Source organism: Williamsia sp. R60, assembly GCF_054063855.1.
Map to the genome: position 1 here is coordinate 1,253,574 of NZ_JBSSGR010000002.1, position 25,793 is coordinate 1,279,366.

General features: G+C 65.4%; 22 protein-coding genes and 1 riboswitch. Of the genes, 13 read left to right on the plus strand and 9 right to left on the minus strand.

The annotated features are described in order from the left end of the window. The first annotated feature begins 48 nt into the window (after positions 1 to 48). Complete coding sequence (locus ACVWY6_RS12750; protein WP_457538385.1) at positions 49 to 1,362, plus strand: reverse transcriptase family protein; 1,314 nt, start codon at positions 49 to 51, stop codon at positions 1,360 to 1,362. A gap of 69 nt (positions 1,363 to 1,431) precedes the next feature. Next, positions 1,432 to 1,851: a hypothetical protein gene (locus ACVWY6_RS12755; protein WP_062800042.1), complete on the plus strand. Its 420-nt coding sequence runs from the start codon at positions 1,432 to 1,434 to the stop codon at positions 1,849 to 1,851. Between the two features lie 35 nt (positions 1,852 to 1,886). On the opposite strand, the gene ACVWY6_RS12760 is transcribed toward ACVWY6_RS12755, so the two are convergent. Then, positions 1,887 to 2,351 carry a tRNA (cytidine(34)-2'-O)-methyltransferase gene (locus tag ACVWY6_RS12760; RefSeq protein ID WP_457538387.1) on the minus strand — a complete coding sequence of 155 codons (465 nt, stop codon included), beginning with the start codon at positions 2,349 to 2,351 and terminating at the stop codon, positions 1,887 to 1,889. A 70-nt stretch (positions 2,352 to 2,421) separates the two neighbouring features. Between ACVWY6_RS12760 and ACVWY6_RS12765 the strand changes: the two genes are divergently transcribed. The 5 genes from ACVWY6_RS12765 (at position 2,422) to ACVWY6_RS12785 (ending at position 7,071) form a co-directional block, all read left to right on the plus strand. Beyond that, positions 2,422 to 3,030, plus strand: coding sequence for a pentapeptide repeat-containing protein (locus ACVWY6_RS12765; RefSeq protein WP_457538389.1), 609 nt, complete (start codon positions 2,422 to 2,424; stop codon positions 3,028 to 3,030). Further along, positions 3,027 to 4,130, plus strand: coding sequence for an SMP-30/gluconolactonase/LRE family protein (locus ACVWY6_RS12770; protein ID WP_457538391.1), 1,104 nt, complete (start codon positions 3,027 to 3,029; stop codon positions 4,128 to 4,130). Before ACVWY6_RS12765 ends, ACVWY6_RS12770 begins: the two co-directional genes overlap by 4 nt. A gap of 64 nt (positions 4,131 to 4,194) precedes the next feature. Then, positions 4,195 to 5,067: a bifunctional methylenetetrahydrofolate dehydrogenase/methenyltetrahydrofolate cyclohydrolase gene (locus tag ACVWY6_RS12775; protein WP_457538393.1), complete on the plus strand. Its 873-nt coding sequence runs from the start codon at positions 4,195 to 4,197 to the stop codon at positions 5,065 to 5,067. Between the two features lie 13 nt (positions 5,068 to 5,080). Then, positions 5,081 to 5,437, plus strand: a complete 357-nt coding sequence (locus ACVWY6_RS12780) for a DUF3017 domain-containing protein (protein ID WP_457538395.1) — start codon at positions 5,081 to 5,083, stop codon at positions 5,435 to 5,437. Positions 5,438 to 5,616: 179 nt separating this feature from the next. Then, positions 5,617 to 7,071 (plus strand): Hsp70 family protein, encoded by a 1,455-nt coding sequence (locus tag ACVWY6_RS12785; protein ID WP_457538397.1) that lies wholly within the window; start codon positions 5,617 to 5,619, stop codon positions 7,069 to 7,071. A gap of 31 nt (positions 7,072 to 7,102) precedes the next feature. On the opposite strand, the gene metX is transcribed toward ACVWY6_RS12785, so the two are convergent. Continuing rightward, a complete protein-coding gene (metX, locus tag ACVWY6_RS12790; RefSeq protein WP_317713762.1) occupies positions 7,103 to 8,245 on the minus strand; it encodes a homoserine O-acetyltransferase MetX in 1,143 nt (380 codons plus the stop codon). A gap of 20 nt (positions 8,246 to 8,265) precedes the next feature. Beyond that, the gene (locus tag ACVWY6_RS12795) at positions 8,266 to 9,582 is read right to left on the minus strand and encodes a bifunctional o-acetylhomoserine/o-acetylserine sulfhydrylase (RefSeq protein WP_030171167.1); all 1,317 of its coding nucleotides are present in this window, start codon (positions 9,580 to 9,582) and stop codon (positions 8,266 to 8,268) included. A 56-nt stretch (positions 9,583 to 9,638) separates the two neighbouring features. Beyond that, a riboswitch (SAM riboswitch) is annotated at positions 9,639 to 9,752 on the minus strand. Between the two features lie 289 nt (positions 9,753 to 10,041). Between ACVWY6_RS12795 and ACVWY6_RS12800 the strand changes: the two genes are divergently transcribed. The 5 genes from ACVWY6_RS12800 (at position 10,042) to ACVWY6_RS12820 (ending at position 15,227) form a co-directional block, all read left to right on the plus strand. Next, a complete protein-coding gene (locus ACVWY6_RS12800) occupies positions 10,042 to 11,310 on the plus strand; it encodes an MFS transporter (protein WP_457538399.1) in 1,269 nt (422 codons plus the stop codon). Positions 11,311 to 11,372: 62 nt separating this feature from the next. Beyond that, positions 11,373 to 12,179: an exodeoxyribonuclease III gene (locus tag ACVWY6_RS12805; protein WP_457538401.1), complete on the plus strand. Its 807-nt coding sequence runs from the start codon at positions 11,373 to 11,375 to the stop codon at positions 12,177 to 12,179. Between the two features lie 33 nt (positions 12,180 to 12,212). Next, complete coding sequence (trpS, locus tag ACVWY6_RS12810; RefSeq protein WP_400726331.1) at positions 12,213 to 13,262, plus strand: tryptophan--tRNA ligase; 1,050 nt, start codon at positions 12,213 to 12,215, stop codon at positions 13,260 to 13,262. Between the two features lie 53 nt (positions 13,263 to 13,315). Further along, positions 13,316 to 14,359: an inner membrane protein YhjD gene (yhjD, locus tag ACVWY6_RS12815; protein ID WP_457538404.1), complete on the plus strand. Its 1,044-nt coding sequence runs from the start codon at positions 13,316 to 13,318 to the stop codon at positions 14,357 to 14,359. Between the two features lie 58 nt (positions 14,360 to 14,417). After that, the gene (locus tag ACVWY6_RS12820) at positions 14,418 to 15,227 is read left to right on the plus strand and encodes an SDR family NAD(P)-dependent oxidoreductase (RefSeq protein WP_457538406.1); all 810 of its coding nucleotides are present in this window, start codon (positions 14,418 to 14,420) and stop codon (positions 15,225 to 15,227) included. A 23-nt stretch (positions 15,228 to 15,250) separates the two neighbouring features. Here ACVWY6_RS12820 and ACVWY6_RS12825 read toward each other — a convergent pair whose 3' ends face one another. Both ACVWY6_RS12825 and ACVWY6_RS12830 read right to left on the minus strand, forming a co-directional pair. After that, complete coding sequence (locus ACVWY6_RS12825) at positions 15,251 to 16,318, minus strand: NAD-dependent epimerase/dehydratase family protein (protein WP_457538407.1); 1,068 nt, start codon at positions 16,316 to 16,318, stop codon at positions 15,251 to 15,253. Positions 16,319 to 16,364: 46 nt separating this feature from the next. After that, positions 16,365 to 17,687 carry a D-alanyl-D-alanine carboxypeptidase family protein gene (locus ACVWY6_RS12830; protein ID WP_457538409.1) on the minus strand — a complete coding sequence of 441 codons (1,323 nt, stop codon included), beginning with the start codon at positions 17,685 to 17,687 and terminating at the stop codon, positions 16,365 to 16,367. Between the two features lie 141 nt (positions 17,688 to 17,828). Here ACVWY6_RS12830 and ACVWY6_RS12835 point away from each other — a divergent pair, with 141 nt between their 5' ends. Continuing rightward, positions 17,829 to 18,977 carry a beta-mannosidase gene (locus ACVWY6_RS12835; protein ID WP_457538411.1) on the plus strand — a complete coding sequence of 383 codons (1,149 nt, stop codon included), beginning with the start codon at positions 17,829 to 17,831 and terminating at the stop codon, positions 18,975 to 18,977. Here the strand turns inward: ACVWY6_RS12835 and ACVWY6_RS12840 are convergent. From ACVWY6_RS12840 to ACVWY6_RS12855, 4 genes are read right to left on the minus strand one after another with little or no spacing between them, the layout of a single operon-like run. Beyond that, a complete protein-coding gene (locus ACVWY6_RS12840; protein WP_457538412.1) occupies positions 18,974 to 20,659 on the minus strand; it encodes an ArnT family glycosyltransferase in 1,686 nt (561 codons plus the stop codon). The genes ACVWY6_RS12835 and ACVWY6_RS12840 overlap by 4 nt on opposite strands. Further along, positions 20,652 to 22,217 carry a glycosyltransferase gene (locus ACVWY6_RS12845; protein ID WP_116915787.1) on the minus strand — a complete coding sequence of 522 codons (1,566 nt, stop codon included), beginning with the start codon at positions 22,215 to 22,217 and terminating at the stop codon, positions 20,652 to 20,654. The genes ACVWY6_RS12840 and ACVWY6_RS12845 overlap by 8 nt, the downstream gene beginning before the upstream one ends. Then, entirely contained in the window at positions 22,214 to 23,707 is a 1,494-nt protein-coding gene (locus tag ACVWY6_RS12850; RefSeq protein WP_457538413.1) for a hypothetical protein, read from the minus strand. Before ACVWY6_RS12850 ends, ACVWY6_RS12845 begins: the two co-directional genes overlap by 4 nt. Positions 23,708 to 23,710: 3 nt before the next feature. Continuing rightward, positions 23,711 to 25,681 carry a hypothetical protein gene (locus ACVWY6_RS12855; protein ID WP_457538415.1) on the minus strand — a complete coding sequence of 657 codons (1,971 nt, stop codon included), beginning with the start codon at positions 25,679 to 25,681 and terminating at the stop codon, positions 23,711 to 23,713. Positions 25,682 to 25,793: the final 112 nt, after the last annotated feature.

A 25,793-nucleotide genomic window follows, 5' to 3' on the forward strand; every position in this document is an offset into this window, starting at 1 on the left:
GCGCCGCAGACGAGAGTTCTGGTCGCCCCGCCGCCGCGCATCTGTCTCATGACCACCGACTCGACCGATCCGGGAGACTCCACCGACTCCGTGCATCCTGACGATCTGGGTGGCCTCGGCCCTGGGATCCGGATCCCGGCACGGTCGCTCGACCTGCTCATCAACCGGCTCGAGGTGGATCCGCGGTGGTCGGTCCATGCGCTGGGCGACATGCTGGCGGCCACGACGGCGCCTGCCACGGCCACGGCCCTGCTCGGCCTGCTGCTCGAGAAGTTCCCCGAGAGGCCTGAGCCGGAGGCCGTTCGCAGGGCGTTCTGGTCGATGGTCATCGAAAACCGCAGCCACGTCTTCGGTGAACTGCCGACGCCCGAGATGACGTTCGGTCTCACTCCGCTGGCCGACGCCACCGATGTGGCGCGCTGGCTCGGCCTCACGGTGGGCGAACTGGAGTGGTTCGCCGATCGGGGTCTCTGGCTACGCTCGAAAAAGACTGCGCTCGCCCATTATCGGTATGTCACGATCCCCAAACGTGACGGCGTCAGGGTGATCGAGGCGCCAAAACCCCATCTCCGTGAGATCCAGCGCCGGATACTCCGGGAGATACTTGATCGCATCCCACCGCATCGTGCGGCGCAGGGATTTGTCGCGGGCCGGTCCACGGCGAGTTTCGCCTGGCCACACTCCGACCGCAACGTGGTGTTGCGGGTCGATCTGCGGAACTGCTTCCCGACCATCACCTCGGCGCGGGTGCGCGCGGTTTTCGCAGCTGTCGGACATCGGCGGACATCCCGGCTCTTGTCCGAGATATGCACCACCGCAACACCTCCCGATGTGCTTCGAGGACTCGACTTCGCCCACGCGTCGCTGCTGCGGGCGCGGCATCTACCGCAGGGTGCCCCGACCTCGCCGGCCCTGGCCAACCTGGTCATGCGCACCATGGACCGCCGGATCTGGGGTTATGCCCGGCACAACAACCTCCACTACAGCCGTTACGGCGACGATCTGGCCATCTCGGGCGACGTCATGGACGCAGGGCAGGTGCTCTGGACAGTGCTGCGCATCATCGCCGACGAAGGCTTCACCGTTCACCCCGACAAGACGAAGATTATGTACTCACACCAGCGCCAGCAACTCGCGGGGCTGGTGGTCAACGACCGGCCCAGGGTCGGCCGGGTCGACTACGACAACCTCAGGGCATTGCTGCACAACGCAATTCGCACGGGCGCCCACGCCCAGAACCGCGACGACCATCCGCGTTTCCGCGAGCACGTGTACGGCAAGATCGCGTGGATCGCCGCCACCAGCCCAGCCCGGCGAAACACGTTGCTGGCCATGGCCGAACGGGTTGACTGGGATCGCTAGCCCAGTGCCGGCAGGGTGGGCACGTTCGGCGGCCTGTATTTACCGGCTCACAGCGACTAGCCTCGGTAGATGACGCGCAGCAACTATTCGAACAATCTCAACCGCCAGACACCGGGCGCTGTCGAGACCACCGACAGCGAGAACTCGCTGGACACTCAGATCGCGATTGTCTGGGCGCTCGAAGACGGGTGGCAGGGTGCTGACTCGCTGGCCCCGAGCCCCCAAGCCAAAGAGTTCTACGAGATCTACCGCGATGGACTGCCCAGTTCTTACTGGAACGAGTCGGCGCCGAGCGCAACCGTCGACGGTGGTTTGCACCTCGGATGGGAACGCAGCGACCACATCTATTCCGCCGACATCCTGCCCGGCGGCGAACTGGTCTTACGGGTGACCGCACCTCATGAGTCGGACAACGCCGAACTCCGACTGGATCAGCCGACAGCAGGGATGCTCCGCCGTTTCGTGATGCGTGGCCTGCCCATCGACTGAGTCAGACCAGCCCGATAGTCAGACCGCCCCGATCGCTAGACCGCCCCGGCGAAACCGTGCTGTCGCCATGCCTCGTACACAACGATGCTGGCCGCGTTCGCGAGGTTGAGGGAACGTCGGCCGGCCAGCATGGGGATGCGGACACGTTCGGTCACGTGCGGGTCGGACATCACCTCTTCCGACAGCCCGGTGGGCTCTGGACCGAACAGCAGAACGTCGCCGGGTTGATAGTGGATGTCGGTGTAGAACGTGTCGGCGTGGGCGGTGAAGGCGAAAACCCGTTGTGGGGCAAGCGCACCCCAGGCAGCGAACAGATCCTCGTGCACGGTCACCGACGCCATGTCGTGGTAGTCGAGCCCGGCACGCTTCACCTTGGGTTCGGACAGGTCGAATCCCAGCGGTTCCACCAGGTGTAGCTCACACCCGGTGTTGGCCGCCAACCGGATCGCGTTACCGGTGTTGGGGGGTATGCAGGGCTCGTGGAACAGCAGTCGGAACACTCGTCAAGCTTGACTCACCGCCATGGAGGACTCTTCGGCGGTGTCGCCGTGGCGGTGTAGACATGCACTCATGAGCGATGAGGCCACCGTGGACGAACGGTTCGATTTTGCCGACCATTCCGGCGAGGCATGGGTGGGCCGGCAGTTCGTCGGATGCAGTTTTGTCGAATGTGACCTCAGTGAGCTGTCCACGGAGGGCACAACATTCACCGATTGTGACTTCACCGGCGCGAGTCTCGCCCGCTCCCGCCATCGGTCGAGTGCCTTCCGGAATTGTCACTTCGAGCGCACCCATCTCAACAAGGTCGAGATGGCCGACTGCAGTCTGGTCGGCTCGGTCATCACCCACTCGCGGGTCCGGCCCCTCACGATGATCGACTGCGACATGTCGCTGATGTCGATCGGCGGTCTGGACATGTCGGGCGTGGTGCTCCGGGGATGCCGCCTCCGGGAGGCGAACCTGACCGAGTCCATCTTGATCGGCGCGGATCTCTCCGGCTCAGATCTCACCGGGATCCGGGCTGTGGGTGTCAAACTCGGACAAGCGAACCTGCGCGGTGCGCGGTGCGATCCGCTGCTCTGGCTGCAGGCGTCGGTGACCGACGCCTCGGTCGATCCCGACCAGGCCATGGAGTTCGCGGTGGCACACGGTCTGCGGATCGGGGGAGGAGAGTTGTGACCCACACACCTGGTGAGGCCCGGAGGCCTGGCAACGAGCACATCAGTGCGCCGAAGAAGCCGGTCATCCACCCGGTGGCCTGGACGCCGCCTCCGGCGAACACCGCGGGCTGGCCGGCTCCGCTCACCCCTGAAGTCACGGTGATCACCCTGGACGACGATTCACCCGAAGACGTCGTCGTGGACCGCGAGGGACGGATCTACACCGGTGCCATCGGCGGCAACATCATCCGCATCGACCCGGTCGACCACTCGCGGCAGGTGGTGGCGAACACCGGTGGGCGCCCCCTGGGTATGGAGATGCTCGGCGACCACCTGTTCATCTGCGACAGCGAGCGCGGCCTGTTGCACATGGACGTACGGTCCGGGCGCATCGACACCGTCGTCGACCAGGTTGATGGCGAACGGCTGACCTTCTGTTCCAACGTGGTGGTCACCGCCGCCACCGACGGCCCCGATCCACGGCCACTCGAGCTCTACGTGACCCAGTCGACCACCCGCCATCCGTACGAGATGTTCATGGCCGACATCTTCGAGCACTCGGGCGTGGGCAGACTGCTGCGCGTGGTGCTGAACGATCCCGGTGATCCGGGCTCTCACGAATCATCGACCTCACCCTGGTCGGGTACTGCTGAGGTGGTGCTGACCGGTTTGCAGTTCGCCAACGGGCTGGTCGTGCACCAGGGTCGGCTGCTGATCGCCGAGACCGGCGCCTACCGGTTACGGTCCTTCGATCTGGAGACGGGAACCGATTCGGTGGTTCTCGACGGTCTGCCCGCCTTTCCCGACAACAGTTCGCTGGCACCGGATGGTGAGCACATGTGGCTCGCCCTCGTGGCCAACCGCAACGGCACACTCGACGCCCTGGCCGGCAGACCCGGCCTGCGCAAACTGCTCTGGCGGCTGCCGGATCGTCTGTTGCCGAAGGCGGTGGCACCGATGCGTCTGCTGAAGATCCATCTGGCCACCGTCCGGGTCGTCGCGGAGTACCGGGTCCCCGTCCCCGGTTTCGGTCAGAGCACGGGTGTGGTCGAACACAACGGGCGCGTCTGGGTCGGCGGGATCGAGGCGCCCGCGGTGGCGTGGTTCGATCTCGAATGACCGCTCATCGACCCCGCGCGTGCCCCTGGCACCAGGTATCACCGACGCCTGGAACAATGGCAGCGTGAGCGCAGCCGTACTGGATGGAAAAGCCACCCGCGACGAGGTCTTCACCGACCTCAAGGCCCGCGTGGACAAACTTCGGGCCGCGGGGGTCACCCCCGGACTCGGCACGGTCCTCGTCGGCGACGACCCGGGCTCGCAGGCCTATGTCCGCGGCAAACACAACGACTGCGCCAAACTCGGGATCGCCTCCATCCGCAAGGACCTGCCGGCCGACATCACCACCGAACAGCTCAACGAGGCCATCGACGACCTGAATGCGGACCCGGCGTGCACCGGGTACATCGTGCAGTTGCCGCTGCCGAAGCACCTCGACGAGAACGCCGCCCTCGAGCGGATCGACCCGGACAAGGACGCCGACGGTCTGCACCCGATCAACCTCGGGCGGCTGGTCCTCGACGGTTCCGGAACCTCGTCCGACGCGCCACTGCCGTGTACCCCGCGGGGCATCCTGCATCTGTTGCGGCGCTACGACATCCAGATCGCCGGTGCCCACGTGGTGGTGGTCGGCCGCGGAGTCACCGTCGGCCGCCCCATCGGTCTGTTGCTGACACGGCGCACCGACAACGCCACGGTGACCCTCTGTCACACCGGTACCCGGGATCTGGCCGCCGAGGTCAGGCGCGGTGACATCGTGATAGCTGCAGCAGGTGTGGCCGGGCTGATCACCGCCGACATGGTGAAGCCCGGCGCTGCCGTGGTCGACGTGGGCGTGAGCCGCACCGATGCCGGCCTGGTGGGAGATGTCGCAGGCGATGTCTGGGACGTGGCAGGCCACGTATCTCCCAATCCGGGCGGTGTCGGTCCACTCACGAGGGCGTTCCTGATGGCCAACGTGGTGGAACGCGCAGAGTCCGCGCTTGCACAGCGTTGATCGCCGACAGCAGATGACGCCCAGATCGTCCGACATCCGAGGTGGGGCCGATCGTGCCGCACGGAACCGTGCCCGGCGGCTGCACCAGGTGCGCAGGCTGCGGTGGGTTCTCGTGCAGATCCCATTCATGGCCGTCGTCGCCCTGGTCGTGATCGCAGCGGTGTTCCTGGTGTTCGACCGCTGGCGTCGTGGAGCCTTTGTCTTCGGGTCGGCTGCCCTCCTCGCAGCGCTCTTACGTGCGATTCTGCCCAGTTCGAGGGTCGGTCTCCTCGAGGTGCGTGGACGATTCGCCGACGTCGTGGCCATGTCCTCGGCCGGCGTCGCAATACTGTGGTTGGCTACCTCGATCGACCCTTTGGGCACAGATTGATTACAATCGTGTCTGTTACTGCACCAGTCGGTTGACCTGAGCCGCGACGGTCGTTGTCGATCGTCGGCCAGGAGCCGGCAACAAAAGTGCTGGGGGGCACGCCAGGAGAGCTTGTCGCACGATGTGGAAGAACCGCATCCGCGCAGGCAGGCGACACATCAACAGTTCGGAAGAGAGCAATGAACACCTCGCTGGGCCTGTCCGCAGGCAGTGGAATGGTCCACTGCGTTCTGCTGACGACCGACGAGAGTGGTCGTGTCGATGCTCTGGGCCGGGTGATCGACGTCGACCCCACCGATGGACTGACCCGGGCCGGAAGGATCAATTCCGGCATCGATCTGATGCTCACCCAGGCGCGAGAGCGCGGCGACCGCGTCGGCACCATCGGCGTCGCCTACCGAACCGATGAGCACGCCCGGGAAATCGCGTCCAAGGGGACCGGCGCCAAACGTCAGATCCAGTTGGTCGCGGAGACCGAGGCCGTGGCGCACCAGCTGATCAGTACGGGCGAGATCAGTCGCTTCGCACAGGTGGTCGTCGTCGACCTCGGCGACACCGGGATGGGCATGTACTGCCTCGACCCGTCGAGTCGTCGCATCACCGATTACCAACGCAGCGAATCGGTTGCCGGTATCGCACTGGATTCGCTGATCGCCGATGACGTCGTGGGTTCTGGCCGCCTACGCGGACGTCGCAAGTCCACGGTCCTGAGTGCCTGCCGTACCGCCAAAGAGGAACTGTCCATCAAGGATTCGACCGCGCTGATGGTCGGTAACCGCACCGACCCGGTGACCGTCACCCGCACCTCGCTCGAACGGCTGACCACTCCGATGGCCGAGCACGCCGCGCGCGTGGTCGGCGATTACGTGAACGGGCCGCACGCCTCGGGGGCAGAAGCAGTAGTGCTCGTCGGTGGCATTGCAAACATCCCGATCTTCCGTGACCTGATCGTCGACGCCGCCGGTCTCGAGGCAGTTCTGCCCAAGGCGCCGGAGTCGGTGGCGGCCACCGGCGCCGCGAAAATCGCCGCGCGCGGACGTGGCGGTGCCGATCTGGCGTTCATCGGTGGCAGGCGCAGTCGCGATTGGCTCTCGGCCGCGCCGCTTGCCGTCTTCGGAGCGTTGCTTGCCGGCGCACTGATGACCGTGTATGCAGTGGGTTCGTCGTTGGCCGGCAATCCGAGTACTCCGGAGTCGCAGCCACCCATTTCGTCCACCACGACCACCACGGTGGCGCCCACGACCACCATCGAGATCTCCAGTCCGCGCGTGAGCACACCGGACCGTCCACTCGTGCAACCTCAACCGGTGACGATCACCACAACTGTCGATCCGGCACCACCGGCCGCCGGTGGAGGTGGCGGCGGTGGCGCCGGCAACTCGGACCCGGGTTGGGCCACAACGGAATTGCCGGCGGGTACCGGACCGTCCCGGCCGTCGACGTCCACGTTGAGCCCCTCGCTGTGGCCGTTCCCGTTGCCGTCGCTCCCGTGGACCCCGACACTGGTTCCGCCGACACGCAATCCGACGACGCCGCCTCCGGACAGCACTGCCATCGAGCCGCCACCCACCATCACGCCGAGCAGCCCGACGACGATCCCGGACGCCATCGCGACCACGCCGCCAGCGCCCTGAGCGTCGAGCCAGCAGGACCAATGGTCGCGGGTCAGCGCCGCGCCAGATCGACGGTTTTCTTCAGAAGCTCTGAGACCGAATCGAATTCGGTCAGGAATCCGTCGTGGCCGTTGGCCGAGTGCACAACATGCAATCCGTCGACGCATCCCGGCATCAGCTCGGCCAGCTCGACCTGCTGACGGATCGGGTACAGACGGTCGGAGTCGATACCGCCGATGATCACCGGCACCTCGCAGCTGCGCAGAGCCGCCTCGACGCCGCCGCGACCGCGGCCGACGTCGTGGTGGTTGAGGACCTGCGAGAGCACCACGTAGCTGCCGGGATCGAACCGCTGGACCAACTTGTCGGCCTGGTGTTCGAGGTAGCTCTGGACCGCGTAACGGCCACCCTCGAGTGGATTCTCTTGTCCCTGCGGCGAATTCGCGAAGCGCTCGTCCAACTCGAGTTCGTGGCGGTAGTACATGTGCGCAATGCGCCGCGCAACTCCCAATCCCGCGGTCGGCCTGCGGCCCGTGCCGTGATAGTCGCCGCCCTGCCAGTCGGGATCGGCTTGGATGGCGGCGATCTGGGTGGTCTGGGTGCCGATCTGGTCCGCGGAGGCCCGGGCGCCCACAGCCAAGATGAGTGCACTGCGCACTCGTTCGGGGTAGCCGATCACCCACTCGAGCGATCGCGCGCCGCCCATGGATCCACCGAGGACCGCTGCGACGGTGTCGATCTCGAGGGCGTCCATCAATGCGACCTCGGCCCGAACCTGGTCGAGCACGGTGATCTGCGGGAAGCGTGAACCCCACACGCGCCCTTCGGAATCGAGTGATGCCGGTCCGGTGGACCCCCGACAACCACCGAGGACGTTGGCCGAGACCACACACCATTCGTTCGTGTCGACGGCGGCGCCCGGACCGATCAGCCCATCCCACCAACCAGGGGAGGGCTGACCGGGTCCGGCCGGTCCGGTGACGTGGGAGTCACCGGTGAGCGCGTGTAGCGCCAGCACCACGTTGTCGCGCGCCTTCGAGAGTGTGCCCCACCGCTGGAAGGCGAGGGTGACGTTCTCGATGCGCTCGCCGTTGTCGAGCTCGATGGGCCCCACCGACACACTGGTCAGCTTCCCGTCAGGCAGCGACTCCCAATCCGGGTGGATTCGCGGGGGCGTGTGCGGGTCGGTGCTCAATGTCGGCTTGGGGCTCGTCGTCACTTGGCTGCGGCGAAGCCTGCGTCGAGGTCGGCAATGATGTCGGCGATGTTCTCGATGCCAACTGCCAACCGGACCAGCCCGGGGGCGACACCCGCGGCGAGCTGCTCTTCCGGCAGCAGCTGCGAGTGGGTGGTGGAGGCCGGGTGGATCACCAGCGAGCGCACGTCGCCGATGTTGGCGACATGGCTGTGCAGGGTGAGTCCTTCGACGAACCGCTTGCCGGCATCGACGCCACCGGCGATCTCGAAACCGATGATGGCGCCCTGGCCGCGCGGGGCGAGTTCCTGACCTCGCTTGTACCAGCGCGACGATTCGAGGCCGGCGTACGCGACCGACTCGACCTGAGCGTGCTCGGAGAGATACTTGGCGACGGCCTGAGCGTTGGACACGTGCCGCTCGATCCGCAGGCTCAAGGTCTCCAGACCCTGCGCGATGAGGAAGGCGTTGAACGGCGAGATCGCGGCGCCGGTGTCGCGCAGCCACTGGACCCGGGCCTTGAGCGCGTAGGCCGGTGCGCCGAGATCTGCGAACACGGCACCGTGGTAGCTGGGGTCCGGGGTGGTGAAGCCCGGGAACAGGTCTTTGCCGTCTCGCTGTCCACGCCAGTCGAAGGTACCGCCGTCGACGATCACTCCGCCGATCGCTGTGCCGTGGCCGCCGAGGTACTTGGTTGCCGAGTGGACGACGATGTCGGCGCCGTGGGCGAGGGGATTTATCAGGTACGGGGTCGCGACGGTGTTGTCGACGATGAGGGGCAGGCCCGCCTCGTGCGCGACCGAGCTGATTCCCGGTAGATCAAGGATCTCGTTGTTGGGGTTGGAGATGGTCTCACCGAAGAATGCGCGGGTGTTCGGCTTGATTGCCGCACGCCAGCTGTCGAGATCCTCGGGATCCTCGACGAAGCCCACCTCGATGCCCAGCTTGGGCAGTGTGTAGTGGAAGAGATTGTAGGTACCGCCGTAGAGCCGCGGGCTCGAGACGACGTGCCCGCCGTTTTCGACGATGTTGAGGATGGCGTAGGTCTCGGCGGCCTGACCGGACGCGACCAGGAGAGCGGCGACGCCACCCTCGAGTGCCGCGATGCGCTGCTCGACGGCATCCTGCGTCGGGTTCATGATGCGGGTGTAGATGTTGCCGGGTTCGACGAGTCCGAAGAGGTTCGCTGCGTGCTCGGTGTCACGGAATGTGTACGAGGTGGTTTGGTAGATCGGCAACGCCCGGGCCGAGGTCTGCGAATCGGGGCTCTGACCAACATGGACCTGCTTGGTCTCGAAGCTCCAGTTGTCGGCGGGATTGACGTCAGTGTCAGACATGGCGAACTTCTTCCTTCATGGTCGGTGGTGCATCCAACTGTTGGGTCCGACCTTCGGACCCGCGCTTGCCGCGGCGAAAAACCGCTGGCCTGGTCATCACCCGGAGCACCCCACCGCGGTTGGAGGGTTGCCGATCAGCGAGCCGGGGCTTGTCGCTGATACTCATGACCTGGCGATAAGGATATAACACGCGTCACCCGGCCAAAAAAGCATCCTGCGCAGACTGATTCTGACCTTGCGTAACAGCACTTTTTGCCCGCGTGCCCGCGGAGATTCGGCGGGAGTCGACAGCTTCGTGAAGTGGCGTCAAGGCCGCGCTCGGCACGGACTGACCTCCATGGCCCGGCTGTGGGCGAGTTCACCTCACCGCAGGGAATCATCGCGGTGGCCACGCAGTTGAAACCTTGGTTGCCCGGCAGTGTCGCCGCCTCACCCCAAGCACCTTCGAGAGGATGAACCATGTCTGCCGTCAGTACCCCGGTTTCCATCGCGAACCCGCAGGGATGGCGGGGCCGGCGGGGAAGTCGTCGCAACGCCGTCCTGGCGCTCGCCCTCGGTGCCTTCGGGATCGGCACCACCGAGTTCGTGGCGATGGGACTGCTCCCGTCGATCGCGGATTCCCTCGGGACCACCGAACCCACCGCCGGACACGTCATCTCCGCCTACGCTCTCGGTGTCGTGGTGGGTGCACCGCTGATCGCTGCGCTGACCGCCCGGATGTCCCGGCGCACACTCCTGATCGCCTTGATGGTGGCCTTCACCATCGGCAACGCCGCCACAGTGCTCGCCCAGAGTTACGGCATGCTCATGGTGGCCCGCTTTGTCGCAGGCCTTCCCCACGGCGCGTACTTCGGGGTCGCGGCTCTGGTCGCCGCACACCTCGCCGGCCCGGATGCACGGGCCAAGGCGGTGGGGCAGGTGATGTTGGGCCTCAGCGTCGCCAACGTGATCGGCGTCCCTGCCGCCACCTGGCTCGGCAGCACTCTGGGATGGCGCGCCGCATTTGTCGTGGTGGTGGTGATCGGGCTGCTGACCATCGGTGCCCTGTCGGTGTTCCTGCCCACGTTGTCCGGCATGAAGATCACCAACCCCATCACCGAACTGGGCGCCCTCACCCGGCCTCAGGTGTGGTTCACGCTGTTCATCGGCATCGTCGGATTCGGCGGGATGTTCGCGTTCTACACCTACATCAGCACCACGCTGACCAGCGTGTCCGGAGTGTCCGAGTCGTTCATCCCCATCGCACTGATGCTGTTCGGCCTGGGCATGGTCACCGGCAACATCGCCGGCGGTGCCCTTGCCGATCGCGGTGTGGTCCGGGCCATCTTCATCGGGCTGGTGGCGATCACGGTGGTACTCATCCTGTTCGCGTTGCTCGCCGACAACCCGTGGGCCGCCCTGGTGCTCACGTTCCTGATCGGTGTCAGCGGAACCGCGCTGACACCGGCGTTGCAGATCCGTCTGATGGATGTCGCCGAGGACGCGCAAACGCTCGCCGCTGCGCTGAACCACTCGGCACTCAACATCGCCAACGCCGGAGGGGCATGGCTCGGCGGTCTGGTGATCGCGGCCGGGTACGGGTACCGCGCGCCGTCTCTGCTCGGCGCCGGGTTGGCAGTGGCAGGTCTGCTGGTCCTGGCGTTGGCCCTCGCGTATGCCCGGCGGGCCGGGACCAAGGCTCCGGTTCTTCCGCAGTCGGACGAGCTGGTCGCGGTCGACGCACGTTGACCCGCACCGAGTTCACGGACCCCTGCCGGTGATGTCGTGACCCGCACGTAGGGTCGTCGGACGTGACGACAATCGTGACCACGATCAACGCAAATGGCATCCGGGCAGCGGTGAAACATCGCTCTGAGCGCAACCTGGGGCTCCTGCCGTGGCTGCGCGACACCGACACCCACCACGTGCTGCTGCAGGAAACCCGGGCCACCGAAGAGCAGGTGGTCGAAGCACTCGCCCCCGCCCTCGCCGACGGGTGGCATCTCACGCTGAACGAGTCGACGGTCAAGGGTCACTCAGGTGTGGCGATCCTGTCGCGCTCTACTCCGGAGCGTGTTCGTAAGGGGTTCGGCAGCAACGAGTTCGACGGCACCGGCCGGTACGTCGAGGCCGACTTCGGCGATCTGACCGTGGCCAGTCTGTACCTACCCAAGGGCGCTTCGGACGGCCCGAAGCGCGAGGAGAAGTTCCGGTTCCTCGATGAGTTCGCTGCCCATCTCGCGGCATTGTCGCGCAAACGCCGCGACGTGGTCATCGGTGGCGACTGGAACATCGCACCCACCGAGCTCGACCTGAAGAACGCGAAGGGAAACGTCAAGAACCCTGGCTTCCTGCCCGAGGAGCGGCAGTGGGTCGCCGGACTGCTCGAGGCCGGATGGGTCGACGTCGCCCGCGAACTGGCGGGTGAGGTTCCTGGCCCGTACTCGTGGTGGAGCTGGCGCGGCAAGGCCTTCGACAACGACGCCGGCTGGCGGATCGACTACCAGCTCGCGAACAAGCGACTGGGGCAACGGGCCACCAAGTCGTACGTGCACCGGGCCGACGCCTATGACCTCCGCTGGTCCGACCACGCCCCCGTCACGGTGGAGTACTCGTGAATCCACCCGCCGCAGAATGGAAGAATCACGCAGGTGACTGAAGCGACTACCGAGACCGGGACAACAGAGCGGCGCAGACGCGTGCTGTCGGGTATCCAGCCGACCAGCGATTCGTTCCATCTGGGCAACTACCTGGGTGCTGTTCAGCAGTGGGTGGCCCTCCAGGACGAGTTCGAGGACGCCTTCTACTTCATCCCGGACATGCACGCCATCACCGCAGCGCACGACCCCAAGGCGCTCCGCGACCGGTCGCGCCGCAGTGTTGCCCAACTGCTCGCCCTGGGCGTCGATCCGGATCGCGCGACCATCTATCTGCAGTCCCACGTGCCGCAGATCGCGCAGGTGACCTGGGTGCTGTCGTGCATCACCGGATTCGGCGAAGCCAGCCGGATGACGCAGTTCAAGGACAAGTCGGCGAAGCAAGGTGTGGACCACGCGAGCGTGGGTCTGTTCACCTACCCGATCTTGATGGCCGCCGACATCCTCACGTTCGGGGTGGATCAGGTCCCCGTCGGCGAGGATCAGCGCCAGCACCTCGAACTGACGCGAAACCTGGCGCAACGGTTCAACTCCCGCTTCGGCAAGACGTTTGTGGTGCCGGAGGCCTACATCGTGGCCGACACGGCCAAGATCTACGACCTGCAGAATCCGACGGCCAAGATGAGCAAATCCGCCGAATCCGATTCGGGCTTGATCAACCTCCTCGACGATCCCAAACGCTCGGCCAAGAAGCTGCGCTCTGCGGTGACGGACAACGGTCGCGACATCGTCTTCGACCGGGAGAACAAACCAGGGGTGAGCAACCTGCTGACCATCCAGTCGGCATTGACCGGCAAGTCCGTCGACGATCTCGTCGCCGGGTACGCCGGCCAGGGTTATGGCCAGCTCAAGGTAGACACGGCAGAGGCGTTGAGCGAGTTCGTGATTCCGCTGCGCGCGCGATTCGACGAACTGATGGCCGACCGCGCCGAGATCGACCGGGTGCTGGCCGCCGGGGCAGATCGTGCCCGTGACGTCGCGTCCCGCACCGTGCAGAAGGTGTATGACAAGGTCGGATTCGCCGCTCCGGTGGCACCCGACTGACCAGACGCTCGCCAGACGCCAAGGGCTCGACGGACGAACCGAACGGGGATTCGATGTCCACTCCAGAGACAGACAAAGCGTCCGAGAAGCCTTCTTTCCTGGACAGGCAGCGCGCGCAGCGGCCGTGGCTTGATCACCTGGTGGCTGCGGGCACGCGTTACCAGGACAGCAAGGGGGACTTCTTCGCTGCGGGCGCAACCTATTTCAGTGTGTTCGCCCTGTTTCCGCTGCTGATGATCGGGTTCGCCACCGCGGGCTTCGTGTTCGCGGGCAACCCCGACCTCCTGGACAAGGCGAAGGACGAGATCGCCGAGTCCGTGGACGGCAGCATGAGTCAGCAGCTGACCGATCTGATGGACCAGGCGATCGAGTCACGTACCACCATCGGGGTCGTCGGGTTGGTGGTCGCGCTGTACGCAGGACTGGGGTGGATGGCCAACCTGCGCAACGCACTGACCGTCCAGTGGGGACCCGAGCCGGAGTCCGCAGGGATGGTGAAGACCAAGCTGGCCGACCTCGGTGCGCTGGCGGGACTGTTCCTCGCGATTGTCCTGACGTTCTCCCTTTCGGCGTTGTCCAGCAGCGGACTCACACTGAAGATCCTCGAGTGGTTGAATGCCGACGACCTGCCCGGGGTGTCGGTGGGCATCCGGGCCGCGTCGTATGTGTTGTCGATCCTTGCGTCGTGGTTGCTGTTCACCTGGGTCATCGCGAAGTTGCCCAGGGTGGCACTGCCGCTCCGGAATGCGGCCAAGGCCGGCCTGCTGACTGCCGTGGTCTTCGAGATCTTCAAATTCGTGGCCTCGTTCTACCTCAAATCGGTCCTGACGGGTCCGGCGGGGGCGACCTTCGGGCCGATCCTGGGAATCATGGTCTTCGCCTTCATCACCACACGGATCATCTTGTTCGCCACGGCGTGGGCTGCCACTGATCCGATCAATCGCAGATTCGAAGCGACGCGGGTTCCCGATCCGGTGGTCATCAGTCCTCGGGTAGACGTCCGCGATGGCTTGTCCCCGCGAGGCACCGTGGCCGCCATCGGGGCGGGAGTTGTCACCGCGCTGGGCATCTCGGCATTACGGGGACGCAAACGCTGAGAGTGTCCCGGGTTCGCCGCACCGATTGACACCACGCGGTATCGGGTACGCACACGTCATGACGAATTCGCCCAGCACACCAACCGGTAAACCACTTGCCCTCGTGACCGGCGCCTCGAGCGGAATCGGCTACGAACTCGCGGCACTGTTCGCCGCAGATGGTTACGACCTCATCATCGCTGCCGACAGCAAGAAGATCGACGCCGTCGCCGAGCGTCTCGGTGAGACCGGTGCTCACGTTCGGTCGGTCACCGCCGATCTACGGACCGAGGACGGCGTGGCGCAGGTCTACGAAGCTGTCGCAGCAGACGAACGCCCCTTGGCCGCAGCGGCTCTCAACGCAGGTGTCGGGCGGGGCGGCGCCTTCCTCGACACCCCGTTGCCCGACACCATGTCGGTCATCGACCTCAACGTGACATCGACGGTGCATCTGACCAAACTCGTCCTCGAGGACATGGTGCGGCGCAATGAGGGCAAGCTCTTGGTCACCTCGTCGATCGCTTCCACGATGCCGGGGCCGTATCAGGCGGTGTACAACGCGTCGAAGTCCTTTGTGCAGTCGTTTGTCGAAGCGCTGCAAGGAGAGTTGAGTGACAGCGCGGTCACCGTCACATCACTGATGCCGGGTCCCACGGGTACCAACTTTTTTCATCGGGCGCAGATGGACGACACGAAGATGGGGCAGGCGAAGAAAGACGACGCCGGTGAGGTAGCGCGCCAAGGTTATGAGGCGATGATGAGCGGGAAGCGCAGAGTGGTGGCGAGCTCCATCATGTCGAAGGCGATGGCGGCGGTCGACGCTGTGACGCCGGACGTCGCGAAAGTGGCAGCGCACAAGTTCTTGGCCCGGCCGGGGTCGGGACGCTGACGCGGGCCGGATGAGCTTCTCGCTCAGGCCTTGTCGCGGGTGGCCACGCCACGGCCGCTGAGTACCTTGCCCACTTCGCCGATGAGGTTGCGGCGTCGCAGTGGGGGGCTCGCCCCGTCCTCGGATTCGAGCACGGCATCCACTGATTGTTCGATGGTCTCTGTTCCGCTGAACCTGGGAGCCCAGTCGAGTTCCTGCCGTGCTCGGGTGCAATCGAGAAGGGGTACCTGGTAGGCCAACTCGATCCAGCCCCGGTCCACCGGTTGCACGTGCAGCCGCCACGACAGGGCAACCGCGCCGGCGACCACCGGCTTCGGAACGTGAACCAGACGGGCGCCCAGCGCTGTGGCGATGTCGGCCGCGGTCACCGGCGGATCGGCGGCGAGGTTGAAGGCGCCGTCAGCGCGTCGATCGATGATGGTGCCGATCGCCACGGCAACGTCGCGGGCATGGACCGCGGGGATGGTCAACGAGCGATCCAGGGGCACTATCGGGAGCATCTTGAGCAGGCCGGCGGGGAAGTAACCGGGGAGGGCGTAACGGAGCAGTTCGGCGCCGATTCCTCCTTGGCCGATGAAGCCGGGTCGAAGTCTGGCAACGGGCGGCGTGTTCGGATGCGTCTGCTCCCACTCGTCGATCGACCGTTCCGCGTCGACCTTGCCGATGCTGTAGACCGACTCCTTGACGCCTGATCGCGACCACGATTCATCGACAGCGCGATGATCGTCGACGCCGCTGTACACCGCGCCCGACGACATGTGCACCAGGTGGCCGATGCCGGCGGCCGCCGAGGCGGCGAGCACATTGCCGGTGCCTTGCACTCCGGTCGCACGCAATTGGCCCACTCGATGCGACGGCTGGAATTGCCACGCCAGATGGACAACAACATCGACCCCTTCGAACGCCGCCGTCAGTTGCCGGACCGCATCCCGGCCACCGACGTCTATCGCAAGCCATCGGGCGCTGTCATACGGCGGCACCGACCGGGGAATCCGTCGCGCGATCCCGATCAGGTCATGTCCGGACCCGGCAAGCTCGGACAGGAGTGCCGTGCCCAGGTTGCCGCTGGCTCCGGTGATGGCGATACGCATGCCGCAGCATTACCCCGCGCGTTCTGATCGCAACCGGGCCGAGGTGTCAGCGCCGCCTGTTCACCCGTGCCCCGGCGTAGACCAGCCCGATGACAACCAGTGTTCCGACAAGCCCGATGGTGATCCGGGCCGTCCATGACGAGCGGCCCGAATCCTGGACGGATGGGGGCCCCGCCACGCCTTCGTCGGTGCCACCGGAGTACTCCACCGAACTCTGCGATGCGGGATCGTCGGTGAGCGAGCCGACGAACAGATCCGGTGACTGAGCGAACCCGTAATCGAGCATCGCCTCGGCCTGTCGCCAGAACGAGCCATAGGAGTCGTTGAGGCCGTACATCTGGACCACGAGGATGGTGCGTCCGTCCCGCTCCGCCGCGCCCACGAAGGTCTTTCGGGCATCGTCGGTGTAGCCCGTCTTGCCTGCCAAGGTGCCGGGATAGTCGTACAGCAGCTGGTTCATGTTGTAGAGGTCGATCCCGGGGTCCCCGGCAGGAGTCGACTGTGTGGTGGTCTCGGTGACCGCGCCGTCGACGCTCTGGTCGGTGGGGGTGGGCGTCGGCATGCCTGGGTAGCCGGGGAACCTCATCTGCGTCTGCTGCGAGATCTCCACGAAGTCGTCGTTCTTCAGGGCCTCGGCGAAGATGAGTGCCTCGTCGTACGGGGAGCTGCTCATCCCGGGACCGTCCAGACCGGAGGCCGACGCCGCGCGCGTGTCCAGGGCGCCCAGCTCGCGGGCCTTCTCGTTCATCCTCTCGACTGTCTCCTCAGGGCCGCCGAGAGCGCGGGCCAGGGCGTTGGCGCAGTCGTTGCCGGACACCATCATCAGACCTGCGAGGAGTTCACGCACCGTGTAGACGCCACCCGGCCCGACACCGGCAGCATCGCCCTCCACCTCGTCGTCCTCCTGCGTTCCGGTGACCGTGTCGTCGAGATCCAACTCGTCGAGGACCACCAGGATCAGCAGGACCTTGATGGTGCTGGCGGGACGGTACCGACCGTGAGGGTCTTTGGCCGCCAGTACCTTGCCTGCGGTCAGATCGGCGATCAGCCAACCTGCGGCGGTGAGTCCGGCGGGTGGGGGAGCCGCATTCGGTGCCGTGACCACGCCACATCCGCCGAGTGCTTCACCACCGACCGGTGGGCTGGGCACGGGCAGAGGTGCAGGTGAGGATGAGCCCGGCGGAACCACCTCGGATTCGTCGACAGGAGGAATCGGCAGCGTCCTGTACGGGCAGCTGTCGGTGATGGTCTCGGGTGCCGGCGCACCTGCGGTCGGTGTGCCCTGGATCGGCGCAGCGGTCACCTCGGCGGCGCCGAGCGAGAGAGACGTCAGCATCACCACGGTCGCCAGGGCTGCGGCACGCGTCATCGGTCGGATCATCGCCTGCAGGGTACCCGGGTCCGCAGACCGGGTGTGCTGCCTGTCGACAGTGTCCGTATTGAACCGACCCGGTGGTTTGCGAGCGGTAACGGTCGTCGAAATGTCGTTTATCCGAGTACGATTCGCTGAGTGACCCCCGCCGAGAGCACCGTCCCCGGGACGCGCCTGCCCGGCCGGCTGTGTCTGGCGGCGATTGCCGTTGTCCTCGCAGTGGCCATCGGGACGGCCGGGTGCGGATCGTCCGAACCAGAACAGGGTTCGTCCGTCGAGCAGTCGAGGGTGACCGCAACTGCCCGCGGGATGACTTTGGACGGAAAACCCTGGTGGCCCATCGGTTTCGCGGCCTATCAACTGGGTACCGATTGGCAACTCAACGAAGGTTGTGGCGCTCAGGTCGATCTGAACAAGTATTTCGCCTCGCTGCCCCCGAACGCGGTCACCCGGTTCAATCTCTTCTCGTCGTTCGCCAGGGACAAGGACACCGGTGAGATCGACTTCGGACGCCTGGACAAGATCTTCCAGGAGGCTGCCGACCACGACCAAATGCTCGTCGCGGTGCTCTCGGCGGGTGAGGGTGTCTGTGAGGACTTCGAATTCAAGGATCACTCGTGGTTCGCCGACCGCTGGGACGATCCCGCGACAGACGATTCGCTGATGGCATATACGTCCTGGCTGGATGCGGCGGTGGCCCGGTGGGGAAACTCTCGCGCGCTCGCCGGGTGGGAATTGGTCGGGGAGGCCGAGCCGAGCAATTGCAACGACAGTCGGTGTTCGTGGCAGAACCGGCTCTGTCCGCCTCGTTCGGCCGAAGTGCTCCGGAAGTTCTTCGATGTCGCCGGCGCGCGGCTGCGTGCACTCGACCCGGACACGCCCATCTGGGCCGGGCTCGCAGGCGGCGGTCAGTGTGGTTCGCGCGGCGACGAGTACCAGTATGTCGCTGCATCGCCGGGGATCGACGTACTCGATTATCACGACTACGGACCGCGGGGTGAGCCGCTGCCGGGAACGGCGACCGACGGACTGCAGCGACGGATCCAACAGGCCGGTCTGGTCGGCAAACCGCTGGTGGTTGCCGAGATGGGCCAGATGGCGGGGTCGTGTGGGCCGTTGCAGGGCCGGGCGGACGACCTGACGCGGAAGATCACCGCCCAACGGGCAGCGGGTACCGCCGGTGCGTTGTTCTGGGCGTTTGTGCCCGACCCCCGGCTCGGCGAGTGCACGCTCGACATCGGCCCCGGGGATCCCATCTTTGCCGTGATCCGGGCGTTGAGTCCCTAGAGCGTCGGAGCGTCCTCAACCCGGTAGACCCGCCAATCGGGCTGATCCTCACCGTCATTGGGTACCTCGAGCTCCAGAGTCGCGATGTCGGCGCCGGTTTCGTACAGCGTCGGATACCGCAGGTTCACCGCGTCGGACTCGCCGCGACCGGTGTTGGGCACCGACAACAGGTATCGGACCTGATTTCTGCTGGGATCGTTCAGGTAGGCGGTGAAATCCAGATCAGAGGGGACCACAAAAGTCTTGGGCTTTCGAGATGCGGCGACAACAGCGAATCCGTAGACGGTGTCGGTCAGCACCGAGCCCTCTGGCAGGTCGAGGCTGTCGAGATACTTCGCCAGCTCCCGTTCGGTGGAAAACGTTGACGCAATGCGGTGTTCGGTTGCCTTGCGTTCGGTGACGTTGTCCGGGTCCGGGTCGAGTACCGCACCCAGCGCATACTCCTGCGGGGCATATTTGGGTTTGCTCATGCCGTACGCCGAGGCGGGCACGGTGATCGCCACCAAGGCAACGGCCACTGCGAGTCCAGGCCACGTGCGGGCAGTACCCACCCGGTGGCGAGCGGGCGAACGGCGGGCCTCCGGTGGTTGCGGTGCGTATTTGCCCCGCCGTTTTGTGATCGTGCACGCCCGCGCAGGGACCAGGAGGATGGCGAGCGTGGCGGCCAACGGGATCGCGACGATGTAGAACCGCAGGAAGCCAAAGGTCGATCCACTGGCGTAGCTGTACCCCTGAAAGCCCAGAACGCTGCCGAACAACACGATCGGCACCAGCAGCGGAGCCCAGTCGCCACGCCACCATCCGGCGACTCCGGCAGCGAGGGCCAGCGGGATAAGCGTCGGTGCCAGGAGCACAGTGGACACCACCGCGAACTCGACACCGGGCACGAAATCTGTTCCACCGCCTTCGGACTGCTGGAGAATCGCCGAGTTGCCGTACTGAGAACTGAACTGTGCAAACGCCTGGCCCGTGATGAGCCAGCTGCTCGCAGCCCAGCCGATGAAGGCGAAAAAGCCCGGTGCGGCGACCAATCCGCCGTCCAGCAGGGCTCGTCGCCATCGCAGCCGCGGCGAGGCGCGGATGGCCGTGGTCGCTGCGACGAGCAGCGAGGCACAGGCGATGGCGGCGACGGCGTCATAACGGGTGAGGTAACCCAGACCCAGCGAGATGCCGGCAGCCGCGAGGTGGTGTACGTCGTCGTCTGTGGTCCAGGCGATCAGCCGGCGCACCGCCCAGCACACGAAGAACACAAATGGCGCCTCGCTCATACCGTTCGACCCGTAGAAGACGATCATGGGGTTGAACGCGAACAGCGCGGTGACGATCAAGGCGAACGACCGCGGCAGTCCACGGTCCGCGGCAGTTGCGAAGATCTGTACCGCGGCACCGGACATGAAGGCCGCCGACATGAGCACCCCGGAAAAGGCTCGTTCGGTCAACGGTGCCCACAGTGGGCTGAATGCCACTGCGGGCAACTGGATCAGCGAGGTCAGAGGCGTGAAGACGAAACCGATGGCCGCGACGTGCGGATCGCGACTGAACAGAACGGTTTGTGCAGCAGACACCCGGGACAGCGAGTCGCCGATGATGAATCCTTCACGCACGCACAGTACGTAGCCGACCACCACGTAGACGGCGAGACTGACGAAGTAGATGGTCCGGCCGAGTCCGCGATCAGACATTGCCGCCCGCCGCGTCGAGAGGAACCTGGCTCGGCCCGTTCTTCGATGCGGCTGCCGCCGCATCTGGTTGTCCGACACCGGAGTCGCTGTCCGGCTTCGCGGACAACCCATGGAAGGTCTTCTCCCAGTACGAGGGATTGCGGATCAGCTGGTAACACCCTTTTGCCGAGGCCACACTCATCATCACCCAGTAGAGCGGCACGGTCAGGGCAGGTAACAGCAGATCGGGACGATCGTCTTCGCGCAGCGCGATCAGGTTCATGTAGATGGTGGCGCCGTTGCCGAAGATCAGCGACACCAGTGCCGGGAAATAGATGTACCAGGGGAAGACTTCGCCGATGACCGCGGGCTGGCCGAGAAACCACGAGACGGTGATCAACCAGAAGACGAGATTGAGGCAGGCGATGACGGGTGTACCGGCCAACAGCAAGGTGAACCGGATGAAACTCACGGTACCGATCGCCCGCCACAGTCCCACCGGTCGTCGGACATGCACCAGCCAGGTCTGCAGATAGCCCTTGTACCACCGTGATCGCTGGCGGACCCAGTTGATGGGATCGCTGTTGGCCTCTTCCAGAGTCACCGAATCGATGACGGCCGTGCGGTAGCCGGTCTCGGCGATGCGGACACCGAGGTCGGCGTCTTCGGTGACGTTGAACGGGTCCCACGCACCGATCTCACGGAGTACCGAGCGCCGGAGATGATTGGACGTGCCGCCCAACGGGATCGGGGCCTTGCTGCGCATCAGGCCTGGCAACAGGTATCCGAACCACAGTCCGTACTCGGCGGTGAACCACCCGGTGAGCATGTTCTGCCTGCCGTTGTGGAACGCGAGTTTGGCCTGGACGCACGCCACCGAATCATCTTCTGAGGCAAAGGCTGCCACCACACGCCGGAGCTGAAGGGGATCGGGCAGGTCCTCCGCGTCATAGATGGTGACGATCTCACCGGTTGCCAGGTGCAGACCGTAGTTGCAGGCCTTCGGTTTGGTTCGGGGGTCGGCCGCCGGGACCAGCACGATGGTGATCATCTCGACGTCCTGACACCCCTCGGCCGCCGAGATCGTGACGTCGTCATCGGCCTCGAGTAACAACAGGACCTGCAACTTGTCCGACGGGTACTCGAGCGCGGCCATCGCGCCGATGAGATCGGCAACCACCTCTGGTTCGTTGTAGGCGGGTACCAGGATGGTGTACAGCGGGAGGTCGGCGTCGGGGATGGCCCGTGCCCGTTCGTCGCTGATGTTGATCGGGCCCGATGCCAACCCGCGCCGGAACAGCAGCAGCCTGTCGATCATCGACCAGACGTAACCGAGGGTGCAGACACCGATCAGGGCAGTTGCTGTCGGAATGGGTTGCCAGATGGCGAACCCGACAACCACCACGAGGAGCCCGATCAGGAAGTTCTTCTGCCATCCCAGAACTGCGATCGACGCCGATCTGAGCGGATCGGCCTCACGGAGCCCCTCGATGGCATCGTGCAACGCCGCGGCCTTGAACTCCTCGCTCAGTTCACCGGGAACCGAGGGACCCGTGGGGTGCTCCGGTGGCCCCGTCATGCGGGTACCTGCTTCTTGAGCGGCGCGAGCTGCGCCTCGACCAGGTCTCTACCGAACTCGGTGAGCAGCCCCTCGTCCTTGAACACAGGGTCGTTGTTGGTCACCACGGAATTGCCGCGGAGCAGCACGGTGAAGACCGTGTTGAGGTTGCTGACCAGTGCGTTGGCCGGCTCGGGAAATGGCGCATTCGCCTCGTGGTTGTCGACGGTGAGCACGGTCACCCGCTGTGCGGCGCCACCGTTTTCCCAGGTCCAGGTGAGCTTGGTCCAGGTGACGAGCAGCTTGTCGTCGACCACCGCGTACATCCGCCCGATGATCCCGTTACCGAGGTTGACGTCACGTCCTGCACTGGAGCGGGTCTGCGACATATCGTAGAGGACGTTGTCGGGGTAGATCGTGAACGAGATCGGCCGCCGGCTGGTGACGCTGTCGACCACCACCTCCCGCGGGCGGGACAGCTTGTCCCACTCGAAGTTCCCCTCTTCCGCGAGCATTCGCTGCCGGATCAGGACCGAGTTGGTGCCGAAGAACCTCTTGACCCACCGGTATTCGACGGTGCTCGTCGTCTGCCACTGCGGAGGGGAGATGAGCGGTGTACGGAACGGAAGGCCGTCCACCTGACGTACCGGGGGAAGGCTGGGAACGGGAAGCGTGATGAAGGCCAGAAGAATTGCGATGACCCCGACCACCGGCACCGATCGCCACACCTCGCCGGCGGTCAACGGGTTGATCGACCGTTCGAGTGGACGTTTCTTCTCTCCCCGGCGTGAGTAGAAGTAGAGACCGAGGCTGACCACCACCGTTGCGGTCAGTGTGGGGGTCTGCTGGTACACCATCACCGGCGCATTGGGATAGAACTCGATGAGTACCAGCAGGATTGCCCCACCGACCGCAAACGTCAACGCCGCGCCGGTCACCGCGCGTTGCCAGGTGCGTCCGACGGCGATGGCGGTCGCGAACGCAGCGAGTCCGAGGGCGACCAGCCCGGCGATCTGACGGCCGCCGCCAAGAGTGATCACCATGATCCGATAGGGCAGCGGGAACATCATGAGCAGGAGGAGCCATACCCACGCGAATCGGGTGACCGGCCGAAGACCGAACAGCATGATGCTGGCGCTGATGAGAAAGATCCACATCGCGAGCAGATCGAGATGGAGAAGGCTGAAGTCGTCCGAGTATCGGCGCAGCAGAACGCCTTTGATGAGCAGTGCCAGTACCAGCCCCATGAACCCGACGATCACGTCCGTCTGCCGGTCGTGAATCGGCAACTCGCCGGTACGGCGCCGGGCCACGCCCTGCGCCGCCAGCAACGCCAGCCACGGCACCGAGAAGACGTAGCCGATCAAACTACCCGAGTACGCCTCTTCGGAGATGTTGCGCCACGTCGAGTAGAAGGCGATGAACGTTGCGGCGAGAATGATGGCCCATCGCAACGCGATTCGCGATGCGGGGTGCCACCGCGAGAAGATCGATCCGGACGACGCCGCCACAGATCAGCTTCCCGGTTCGCGCCGGCGACTGCGGATCACGACGATGGCGACAACTATCGCGATCGCCACGAGAACACCCGCCCCGATCCATCGGATCAGTGAACGGTTGTCTTCGGTGTCGGAGGTGTTCGCCGTGGAGCCGATGTCGACGGTCAGCGCCACGGGGTCGCGGTCGGGAACCGCCACAAGGGCGTTGCCGTTGAGTCGGACCCAGCGATCCCGATCGGCGCCCAGCCATCCCAGCAACGCGTCGAGCTGGCCAGGGGCACCGGTCGAGGTGGCCACCAGGACTGTCCGCTCACCGTCGACCACGGTCTGCAACGAGCCGAAGTTCACCGCCGGGTCGAGTGTCAGTGTCGTCTCGTCGCCGTTTCCGTCGACCCCGGCGAAATCGATGGGGTTGTTGCCGGACTTGCTGACCGGCAGGTCGATGGTGGGATCGTCCCAGTTGTCGGCGGCGATCAGGATGGCCGGGAGCTTCGAGGCTGTCGCGGTCTCGAGCGGCACCACACTTGTTCCCAGCGGTACCGCGCTGAGTCGCTGAACACCCTCGATGATGGACACGGCACGGGCGGTGTCGGCGAAAGACCCGACTGTCAGACCGATTTGGAGTTCGGGCATCAACGTCTGCGGCACCGACTGGAACCCAGGCGGCACCGGCGGTGTGGCCGGACTGCTCTGAACCGGGCTGTCGCCACTGATGTCGAGCGTGATGGGGCTGGCCTCACCACATGCCCCGGTGTCACCGGCGGCGTCCACGGCCACGTTGAGGTCGGTGAAACGCTGGAGTAGCCGGTCGGGGATGGTGATCATCTTGTCGATGGTCCCGCTGGGCTCGGTGGCCCATCGGGTGACGACCTCATCACCGACCGAGACCACCACCTGGCCGCCATAGTTCGGCGGAAGCGGCGTGTACGACCCCTTGAGGTTGACCTTGATGTCGCCGGTGGGCCGGCCGAGGCGTGTCTGATCGAGGCCGATCGAGACCTCGGGATCGGTGAGGGCGGTGGCGCTGGCACCCGGCTCACCCAGGTCACGCAGCGTGGTCGCATCGGGCGGCAGTTGCGGGCTCGCGCGCAACGGCCCGGCTACTGCCTTCGAACTGACCGCCAGCCGCGACATGTCGCTGGTCAACAACCGCGTCTGGTTGGTCAGGTCTGTGGCCGGACCACTGAGCAACAGCGCCGGCACTCCCACGGTTCCGAGGAGGGTCACCGCGCTGTCGGGGCGTTCGATGACGGCAACCTGCCTCTCGAACGCCGTGGATGGTGTGGTGAGCGCGGACTGACCTTCCGGAAGTGTCTCCATCACGACGTCGACGGGTTGCTCGCCGTAATAGCCGACCACAGCAGATGCCAGCGCGACGGCCGCGTTGGATTCTGCCTGCGTCGGTGTTGCGGGGGTCGCGATGGTCAATCGCTGGAGGATCGGTGGCAGGAAGTCCGCGACGACGGTGGGCGCGATCTCGGTTCCGGAGAAGACCACCGACGGCGTGAGAAGCATGAGCTGATCGGTCTCGTCGAAGACACAGAAACCTGCCGGTGGCACAACAAAACTGCGAATGGTGACGATGACTGCGTTGTCGATGACCTCGGCGCCGCGCAACCCGATCGTGACCGGCGTCCGGTCGGCTGACGGCACGTCGATGGATGACAGTGTCTCGCCGTCTTGGACGACGGTCAGGGTGGCGCCCTGCGCATTCGGCGGCAGCTGAACTGTGGCTCGGATATCTGTCGGCGTCAGCCCTTCGGGCACAGGAATTGTCACCGTTGTCGAACCCTGCTGGCCGGGAAAGGCGAGATCTTCTGCTGCGCCCAGTGAATCGAGGCTCAGGGTGGGAGCGGCCGACACGATGCCGCCGTCGCCTGGCGCGGCGCCGGCGTGTGGCGCGGCAATAATGGCTGGGGCCGCTGCAAATGTCGCCGTGGTGATCGCGGCGAACAGGCGAAGTAATCGAGAGTGTGCCGTTGTCATCACGGCAATACTAAGCAGTAATCACTATCTGGCCCCGGACGAACGCGCTTTTTCTTTTACCGTGCCCGAAAATGCCCAGGTGACGTGCGAAGACCGGCGCCTTTCGGCGCGC